At 62.8% G+C, this 8,549-nt stretch carries 10 protein-coding genes; 5 read left to right on the forward strand and 5 right to left on the reverse strand.

Annotation, left to right across the window (positions count from 1 at the left end):
- The 4 genes from K309_RS38375 to K309_RS0132750 all read left to right on the forward strand — a co-directional run.
- The coding region (locus K309_RS38375; protein ID WP_255360139.1) for a diguanylate cyclase domain-containing protein at positions 1-2,087 on the forward strand (2,087 nt) is incomplete at its 5' end.
- Positions 2,041-2,865, forward strand: coding sequence for a putative bifunctional diguanylate cyclase/phosphodiesterase (locus K309_RS43855; RefSeq protein WP_255360140.1), 825 nt, complete (start codon positions 2,041-2,043; stop codon positions 2,863-2,865). The genes K309_RS38375 and K309_RS43855, both read left to right, overlap by 47 nt.
- Positions 2,747-3,010: an EAL domain-containing protein gene (locus K309_RS43860; protein WP_255360141.1), complete on the forward strand. Its 264-nt coding sequence runs from the start codon at positions 2,747-2,749 to the stop codon at positions 3,008-3,010. Before K309_RS43855 ends, K309_RS43860 begins: the two co-directional genes overlap by 119 nt.
- A 51-nt stretch (positions 3,011-3,061) precedes the next feature.
- On the forward strand, positions 3,062-3,631 hold the full coding sequence (locus tag K309_RS0132750; RefSeq protein ID WP_029050207.1) for a glycine-rich domain-containing protein: 570 nt from the start codon (positions 3,062-3,064) through the stop codon (positions 3,629-3,631).
- A 346-nt stretch (positions 3,632-3,977) separates the two neighbouring features.
- On the opposite strand, the gene pgi is transcribed toward K309_RS0132750, so the two are convergent.
- The 5 genes from pgi to K309_RS43480 form a co-directional block, all read right to left on the reverse strand.
- Positions 3,978-5,609 (reverse strand): glucose-6-phosphate isomerase, encoded by a 1,632-nt coding sequence (gene pgi / locus K309_RS0132755; RefSeq protein WP_029050208.1) that lies wholly within the window; start codon positions 5,607-5,609, stop codon positions 3,978-3,980.
- Between the two features lie 960 nt (positions 5,610-6,569).
- Positions 6,570-6,947 carry a site-specific integrase gene (locus K309_RS43470; protein WP_064737482.1) on the reverse strand — a complete coding sequence of 126 codons (378 nt, stop codon included), beginning with the start codon at positions 6,945-6,947 and terminating at the stop codon, positions 6,570-6,572.
- A 216-nt stretch (positions 6,948-7,163) separates the two neighbouring features.
- Positions 7,164-7,493, reverse strand: coding sequence for a hypothetical protein (locus tag K309_RS0132770; protein WP_232232599.1), 330 nt, complete (start codon positions 7,491-7,493; stop codon positions 7,164-7,166).
- Entirely contained in the window at positions 7,490-7,912 is a 423-nt protein-coding gene (locus K309_RS43475) for a hypothetical protein (protein WP_035878752.1), read from the reverse strand. The genes K309_RS0132770 and K309_RS43475 overlap by 4 nt, the downstream gene beginning before the upstream one ends.
- Positions 7,912-8,178 carry a DUF6884 domain-containing protein gene (locus K309_RS43480; protein ID WP_232232600.1) on the reverse strand — a complete coding sequence of 89 codons (267 nt, stop codon included), beginning with the start codon at positions 8,176-8,178 and terminating at the stop codon, positions 7,912-7,914. Before K309_RS43480 ends, K309_RS43475 begins: the two co-directional genes overlap by 1 nt.
- A gap of 172 nt (positions 8,179-8,350) precedes the next feature.
- Between K309_RS43480 and K309_RS38395 the strand changes: the two genes are divergently transcribed.
- A partial coding sequence (locus K309_RS38395) for an IS4/Tn5 family transposase DNA-binding protein (protein WP_232232601.1) occupies positions 8,351-8,549 on the forward strand: 199 nt, incomplete at its 3' end.

Consider the following 8,549-nt stretch of genomic DNA (forward strand, 5'->3'; position numbering starts at 1 on the left):
ATGTCTTTGTTGCTCGGCAGCGCGGCGATCCAATCCTGCGCAAGAAGGGGATAACCTTCAATCTCCGTCCTCCCGGCCGGCGGCCGGGTCACTACGTGCTGACCTATGTAGAGCCGCTCGAGACCAACCTTGCATCAATTGGCATCGACATGGGCGAGGACCCTCGCCGTCTGGCTGCCCTCGAAAGGGCACGCGATACCGGGCAGTCGGTCAGCAGTGGGCGCCTGATCTTCAACGAGGCAAAGAACCCGCATGTAGGGATCGCCCTGCGCCTACCGGTGTACCACAAGGTGCAGAACCTAGACTCCGTTGAAGCGCGCCGTCGCGCATATGTCGGCTCGGTGGGCGCGGGAATCCGGGTGGATGACCTGATGAAGGACCTTGTCAGCAACGAGAACCTGCGCAGGATCCGGTTCCGCGTGTATGACGCTGGAGACTTCACGGAGCCCGCGGTTCCTCCGTCCGCTGCTAACCTGCTCTATGACAGTCTCACCGGACTGGGACGCAGCCGGGGCGCAGGCTTCAGCGGCATCCACGCGGCTGCCTCGCACGTTGCGAGAGCGGGGTCGGAGGGCGAGATGGCCCCGGGTGAAGGGCAGCATGACCTGGTCAAGAGCGTCGAACGGGATTTCGGTGGGCGGCGCTGGGTGATCGCATTTGCGGCCGATGCCAAAGTTATCGGTGGTCCACAGCGTTACCTGCCGGCGCTGGTAGTCATTTCCGGGATGATTATCAGCGTGCTGATGGGGTGGTTGGCTTACGCGTTGTCGAGTTCGCGGGCCCGTGCCATCGCCGTGGCCGACCAGATGACGCACAGCCTTCGCGAAAGCCAGGCCGCGCTCGCCCAGGCGCAGCAAATCGCTCATCTCGGGGACTGGCGCATTGACCTAAGCAAGGACAGCGCGCATTTTTCCCGCGAAATGGCCCGCCTGCTCGGCTGGCGCGGTGACAAGCCGACCCCGGAAACGCTGTTCGAGGCGATCGACGCTGGCCATCGTGCCGCGCTGCGCGAAAGAATCCAGGCAGCCGTGCAGGATCGCCAGCCGTTCAAGTTCAAGTGCCCCTACCAGTCGCGGCGCGGGCGCCGGGGCTGGCTGCATCTGATTGGCCACGTGGTTGGGGGGGCGGACAACGCGGTCCTGCATGGAACCGCGCAGGATATCACCCAGCGCAAGTCCGCCGAGCAAGCCAGGGCGCAGGAACACCAGATCACCCTGAGTTTGGCGACCGCCACCAGTGAAATCGAGGTGCTCGAGGAGATCGTCCACACGCTGCTCGAAGGCATGGAATGGGAGGCCGGTGCCTTTTGGCCGAGCGACGACAGCCATGGACTGAAGGTGCCCCCTATCTGTATGGCTCGCGTCAAGGCGCTGGAGTCCTGGCTCGCTAATCGCCCTGCATGGCCGGCCGGCGCTGCGGTCTTGCAGGCGCCGCAATGGTATGCAAACCGGATTGCGATGGCCCGGCATGCGCAAGCCAAGTGGCTCGATGCGGGCGGCATCCGGACGGTGTTTGCCTTCCCGCTGACCAGGGGCCACGTGACGCTCGGCATCGTCGAACTCTATTCCCGTGCCAGGTGTAGTCGCGATGCGCACGCGCTCACCATGGCGACAGGCATTGCCAATCAGACCGGCCACTTCCTGCTGCGGCGCCAGGCCGAGGAGAACCTGCGCTTCATCGCCAATCACGATTCTCTTACGGGCCTGCCCAACCGACTGATGTTCAAGGCCGAGTTCGAAAAGGCCCTGACCCGTGCCCGCGCAAGCGACCAGACTCTGCACGTTATTTTTGTCGACCTCGACGGATTCAAGGTCGTCAATGACACGATCGGCCACAACGCTGGCGACAACGTGTTGCGCGAGGCGGCCGACCGGCTGCGCAATAGTCTCAATGACGTGGAACTGATTACCCGCTTCGGTGGAGATGAATTCATCGTGCTGCTGGACGCTCGAGGCGATTCGACGCTCCTAGGTCGGACCATCGCCAGGATCCAGGCTGCGCTCGAGCCAGCGTTCGTTGTCAATGAGTCTGAAGTTCAGGGTGACTGCAAGCATCGGTATCAGTTCCTTTCCCGAAGACGGCGATGAGTGGCAGACCCTACTCAAGCATGCCGACCTGGCCATGTACGGTGCCAAACAGCTCGGCAAGAACGGCTACCAGTTCTACTGCCGCGGCATGAGCGCGTCGCTGCAGCGGCGCATTGACATGGAGTCGCACCTACACCGCGCGCTCGAGCAAAACGAATTCATGCTCTACTACCAGCCGCGCATTGCACTCGCGTCGGGCGCATGCACGACCGTCGAGGCACTGATCCGCTGGCGCCACCCGGAACTTGGCGTGGTCCTGCCTGGAGATTTCATCCCCTTCGCGGAGCAGAGTAGCGCCATAGTCGAGATCGGCGCGTGGGCCTTGCGCGAAGCGTGCCGTCAAAACGCCTCGTGGTGTGCCCAGGGACTTTCGCCTGTGCGTGTGTCAGTCAATCTTTCGGCCCGTCAGTTCGCCGACAAGTCGCTTAGGCTGACTATTATCGATGCCTTGCGGCAAGCCGGGCTGCCCGGCAACCTGCTGGAGCTTGAACTCACCGAAAGCATGGTCATGCGCGATGCTGAACAGGCGTCCAGCTGGCTCTCGCGTCTGAAACGCATCGGCGTGCGACTGGCGATCGACGACTTTGGCACCGGCTACTCCTCGCTTCGCTTACCTGAGCCGCTTGCCCATCGATACGGTCAAGATCGACCGCAGCTTCATCCGCTACATACCAGAAAGCCGCAGCGACACGCAGATTACCAGCGCGGTAATCGGGCTCGGGCACCAGCTCGGGCTGGAAGTGGTCGCCGAAGGCGTGGAGAACGAAGCGCAACTTGAGTTCCTGCGCCGCGAAGGCTGCGACGAAGTGCAGGGCTACTACTTCAGCCATCCGCTGCCGCCGGCAAAGATCACTGCTTTCCTGGCCAGCCGAATGGAGAACGGCGCCGCTTTCAAGGATGGGCCGGAGCCGATGCGCGCCTGACTGACGCCAGTCAGGCGCGTGCTTACGCAGTCCAATAACAAGGAAGCAAAAATGCAAAACCGTAATATTGAAATCATGTGGCAGCACATCGACACTCTCGATTTTTCCAGGATGAAGGCCAAGCTGCTGCAGCAGCAACACGCGCGTTGGACGCCGGAATCGCTGGAGCACGCGGAGAGCGGCTACCGCCAATTCCTTAAGCTGGCGGCGAAGTATCCCGACACGCCTGCCGTCCCCAGCGAGCAGGTGGATGCCTTCTGGCATGCCCACATCCTGGATACGAGGCGCTATGCCAGCGATTGCGAGCGCATCTTTGGCTATGTCCTTCACCATAACCCCTACGTTGGCATCGACGGCCCGGAGGATGAGGTTCGTCTCATGGAGATGGCCGCGACGAGCGATGCGCTGAGCATGCACGAATTCGGCAGCACGCTGACCTCTGCCGCATATTCTCGGGAAGCAGCCGACAACCCCGCATACTGCGCCCGCATGGCGAAGGCCGTCGAACCCGCATACTGCGCAATCGCAGCCGAGACCGACGAAGTCGACATCCGTGGTCGCTTGGACGCAAGCAGGCCTTCCTATTGCGCAGTTACTTCGTCTCAGGCTGCGGCCAGCTGACGGGTTTGATTTCGTCGTCTCAGGTGCGCGGTCAACCTGACTCGACGCCCACGTTGCAGCGCGATGCGCGGTTCTGCATCGCGCATGTACCTCGGGGTGCGGCGCGCTGGAGTGCAGCAGGACTGCATAACTACACCATGTCGCCCCTACCTGTTGCCGGCGCTTGCCACCCCCCTCTGAAGCTCCGAGCTTGTGGAGCGATTCACGAGCGCGAGTCTGACCCGCGCACTTGATGCACAAAGTAGGTTTGAAGGCGAAGCCAGCAGGCACCAGCCTGGCTGGCCGGACCAGTTTCCGTCGGCCGGGCGAACCATGCGAAGAGAGCAAGGGCTTCACGTGCAACGAATCAGTCCGGCGTCATGGCTCTGGCGCGGCACGCGCGGCGGATCAGCGCCGCTGTCGATGCGTCATGCGGTTGCGCCGGTGCGCCTTCCAGTTCGCGCTCGATGGGGCCGGCCAGCTTCTTGCCGAGTTCCACTCCCCATTGGTCGAAGGGGTTTATGTTCCAAAGTGCCGCCTGCACAAATGTGCGGTGTTCGCACATAGCGAGCAAGGCGCCCAGATGGAAAGCATCCAGCTGCTGCAGCAGGAGTGTATTACTGGGCCGATTCCCTTCGAATACGAGATGCGGCACCAGCATCTCACTTACTTGGGCGTCGGCGCGCACCTCGGCGGCAGTGCGCCCCCGTAGCAGTGCTTCGCTTTGCGCGAAGCAGTTGGCCAGGAGCTTGGTGTGGTGACCGGGCAGGTCGCTGTGAGGTTGCAGGCAGGCGATGAAGTCCACCGGTACCAGTTGTGAGCCTTGGTGCATCATCTGGAAATAGGCATGTTGGCCATTGGTGCCGGTAGTGCCCCATACCACTGCGGCCGAACCGGTTTCCAGCGCCGCACCATTGTGCTGCACGGACTTGCCGTTGCTCTCCATCTCCAGTTGCTGCAGAAAGGCCGGCAGCAATTCCAGGGGTTCGCAATAGGGTGCCACGCAGCGGCTGGCAGCGCCTAGGAAGCTGCGGTACCAGACGTCCAGCAGGCCCAGGATTATTGGCAGATTTTGTTCGGGTGCCTCACTGGCGAAGTGCCGGTCCATGGCCCGTGCGCCGTCGAGCAACTGGCGGAACCTGTCAAAGCCAATCGCGACTGCGATCGACAGGCCCACGGCCGACCACAGCGAGAAGCGCCCGCCCACCCAGTCCCATAGCGCGAACATGTTGCCGGGGTCGATACCGAACGCCGCCACGGCGTCCCGGTTGGACGACACGGCCACGAAGTGGCGGGCAAGGTCCGCCCGTGTGGCGCCATGGCGCAGGAACCAGTCGCGCGCAGTGCGGGCGTTGGCCATGGTTTCCACTGTGGTGAAGGTCTTGGAGCAGACGACCACTAGGGTGGTGGCGGCATTTAGGTGAATCAGCTTGCGGGCCAGGTCATAGCCGTCCACATTAGCGACGAAATGCATGCGCGGCGCGGATTCCGTATCGTCCGCCAGGGCGCGGCACACCATGCGTGGCCCAAGGTCGGAACCGCCGATGCCGATGTTGACCACATCCGTGATGGCGCGGCCGTCAAAGCCTGTCCATGTGCCGTTGCGCACTTCATGTGCGAACAGTTCCATTTGCGCCAGTACGGCTGATACATCGGCCTCTACCGGCACACCCAATGCACGGTAGTCGTCGCCGGGGCGGGCTCGTAGCGCCATATGGAGTGCTGCGCGGCGCTCCGTGGTGTTGACCGGTTCGCCGGCAAACATTTCATCTCGCCGCTCGCACACGTGTGCCTGGCGGGCCAGATCGAGCAGCAAGCACAGGGTTTCCTCGGTAACGCGGTTCTTGGCGTAGTCAAGGGTCAGGCCGCAGGCCGCAGCCGTCATGTGCTTGGAGCGGATCTGGCCGTGCGGGCCCGCGAACCAGTCACGCATATGGATATGGCGGATCTTGGCAGCATGCTCACACAAGGCCTGCCAGGCGGGGAGGGACGTCGACATCAGGGCTGCTCCAATGCGGGGATGGGCAAATGCGGTGACCGGAAATTCGAACTACACTTCTTCACGCCACGCCAACACGTTGACGATGTCGGACAATTCGACCTTGGTGGCGCCGCATCGGTTGCGAGCGCCGACCGAATCCCGTCCAGCCCTTCACTGGAAGCGGCGGGGTGCTTTGATAAGCCGCTCGGCTGGCCAGCTACTGCAATGCCGATGATCTGGGACGGGCAGGGTGAGATGTTCCTGTGGCTGCGGCGAGCGGGCAATGCGGGGGCAGACGGTGAGGTATTCCGGATCAGGTAGCGTCGTCGAATATCCAAGCGTGCCTCGGATTGGTCTCGGGCCATATCCCTCCTGATATCAAATTTCCCTTACCCTCGGCGTGCGTTCAACTCACGAGGCGGATATTCTGTCGCCGGTCTGTTTGTTGTGTGTACCCTGCATGGGGGGGAATTTTTCTATCGTGAACGTGAACAAAGGTGTTCAGGTTCCTACCTCGACTTCCTTGACTGGCGAGCGCCTAATGACGATGAACCAGACGTCGCTGATGGCGTCCGCCGCCGGCAACGTCGCTTGGTCAAGCAAGCATTAGTCGGGTATTCCTCGTTACGGCAAAGGTGATCGACGTTGTCGCAATCCGCGCTACGCTCCAGCAAGGCATGTCACGCCATAGCAAGGCGTATGCGCGCGACTGTCGCCATCGGCGTATCGCCCACTTGGGTCCAGTCGTGGCGACAGCGTCCCACCAGGCGGCGCCTTCGCTGTCGCTGGCCCTCGAGTCGTTCGCGCGGTGGCATTTTTTGTCAGTGTCCGTCGCGATGTCCATATGGCTCTCGTTCGGTGTCAGGCATTGTTACCGCTCCATCGCGCTCGCGTGTCCGGTAAATCGCTGGCTGAAGGATGGTGGCAAAAATGCGGTCGCAGGTCCGATTGCTGGTGAGACCAAGCATGTGGCTGACTTCATCGTGCGGACGGCCCGCCAGCAGCTGACGGCGGCAGATCGTATCTGCGAAGCGTGCAGGGACTCATCTCGACATTGGTGGCGCCGATGGCTTCGAGGATCTCGGACACGATGCGGCCGAAACTCATGTCAGTGATCGGTTGCCCGTTGGGGCGCAGGGAAAAAAGGCGATCTCCCTCGATCGCCAGCTTCTTGCGGCGCGCTGACCAGTCCCTCAGTAGCGGCACCGCAAAGTCGGGCAGATGCACGGTGCGCGCGTCTCTTGAGCCGTGCGCCGGGATGAACAGGTAGGGTGGCGAGGCGTCGGGGTAGAGGTCGACAATACGCGCCGCGCGAGCCTCGGCCGCTGTCATATCCGTCCCGAGAAAGGCGGCCACGATGGTGCGGCTGCGCAGGCTGGCATGATCGAGTGCTCAGCAAAGGGGCGCCTGTCGGCGCCGGCCGCCTCCCGGGTTTGCCAGTCGCGGTAAGCAAGCGTGGGGTTCGAGAGCCAGAGGGTGTCCATGCCAGTCATAGCCCAAGTTATATACTGAATTTGGCGTTCCCAACAGCTTGCCGCCTCGCTGAGGCGGAATTGCTTGCAGCAGAGGGGGTCAGAAGCGCGGCCGACCATGGCGATTGCGCCGCGCAGAGACCCGCGCCCGTGTCAGCGCATAGCGGGGATAGCTTGCGTCCAGCATCTCTGCGATCTCGCGCAGCCGCCATTCCTGGGAGAAGCAACAAGCCAGCAGGCACCGGTCGGCGCAGTAGCGCAGGACTTCGTGCAGCAGGGCGTAGCGCTTTTCGTCCGGGAAATTCAGGTTGCCCGCCTTGGCCCAGGCGCGGAAGCCGGCGTGGGCCAAGGCGATCAGCCTCGGGCGTGCCATGAAATGGCTGGAAGAGGCCGTCGCCTCTTCCTGGAGCGCTCGGTAATAGTCCGTCATGCCGCCTCCTGGAGCGAGAGCGGGTGCAGGTTCTTTACCCCGACCCAATGTGCGGAGATTTTCGGGCGGCCGCGGACGATTTCCTCCACCTCGACGTCGGCGGTCGGACCGTTTGGCCCCTCGAACAGCGCCAGGACACGGGCTTTCAGGGCAGGGCGATAGGGCGTCGCCCGATAAGTGACACCGATGATGGTGCCCGCCTCAATCCAGTCGTACCGGCGATAGAGCGGTGTGCCGTTGGCTTGCTGGCCAATTTGGCCACGGAACGCCGGCTTCAACCCGTCGAGGAAAGCGCCGAGTTGCGACCGCCGCATGCCGATGCCACCAGTGGTTTCCTGCAGGGGAGGCAGTTGGGGACCGTACCGGCGGGCCAGCGCGGCGCGCATGACGCGTCGATACTCGGCGCCGCCCGCCAGCATCACCGAGCCGAATGGGTTGGCCAGGCGGCGGGCCGCAGGTAGCGCGGCAAGTCGGCCACCATCTGGTCGGCACGTTGCCGCGTCATGCGCTCATCGTAGGGGGCAATCTCGGTGTCGGGTTGCAGGAAACCGTGGCGCGCGGAGAGAATCAGGACGCGGGGCGCCGCATCGCCACGCACGTGCGCCCGGTACGATTCGTACATCACGCCCCGGTATAGGTCGATGGCGCGCGCATCCCGATCGAGCTTCGTGCCCGAGCAGGCCATCAGGAGACTGTCTCTAGATAGCGAGTACGTGCCGATAGGTGCATAATCGTGCACGCCGAGCGCACGCCCTTAAGCCCATTGCATTACACACAAGTTGTGACGACGGGGTTGTAAGCCGAGCGAAGAAGGCGTTTACTCGCGGTTTCGAATCGGCGGGTGAGGCAAACAAGTGGTGGCAGCGAGTTGGGCAGAGGCGGAGTTCAGGGACATTGATTTGGGCGATCGGCGCCTCAACAAGCGCGCGATGCTGTTGGCCGAGAGCCTGGCAAAGAATCCATCGGCGAGCATCCCGAGCGCTTGTGGGGGCTGGGCAGAAACGGCCGCTGCCTATCGCTTTCTGTCCCAGGATCGGCTGGAATGGCACGACATCC

Origin of the sequence: Cupriavidus phytohabitans (genome assembly GCF_000426345.1) — a bacterium.
Lineage (GTDB): Bacteria > Pseudomonadota > Gammaproteobacteria > Burkholderiales > Burkholderiaceae > Cupriavidus.

Coding starts and splice junctions, on each gene's coding strand:
- K309_RS43480 (WP_232232600.1), bottom strand. CDS start 8,178: ATGGCCTGCTCGGGCACGAAGCTCGATCGGGATGCGCGCGCCATCGAC.
- pgi (WP_029050208.1), bottom strand. CDS start 5,609: ATGTCGACGTCCCTCCCCGCCTGGCAGGCCTTGTGTGAGCATGCTGCC.
- K309_RS43475 (WP_035878752.1), bottom strand. CDS start 7,912: ATGCTGGCGGGCGGCGCCGAGTATCGACGCGTCATGCGCGCCGCGCTG.
- K309_RS0132750 (WP_029050207.1), top strand. CDS start 3,062: ATGCAAAACCGTAATATTGAAATCATGTGGCAGCACATCGACACTCTC.
- K309_RS0132770 (WP_232232599.1), bottom strand. CDS start 7,493: ATGACGGACTATTACCGAGCGCTCCAGGAAGAGGCGACGGCCTCTTCC.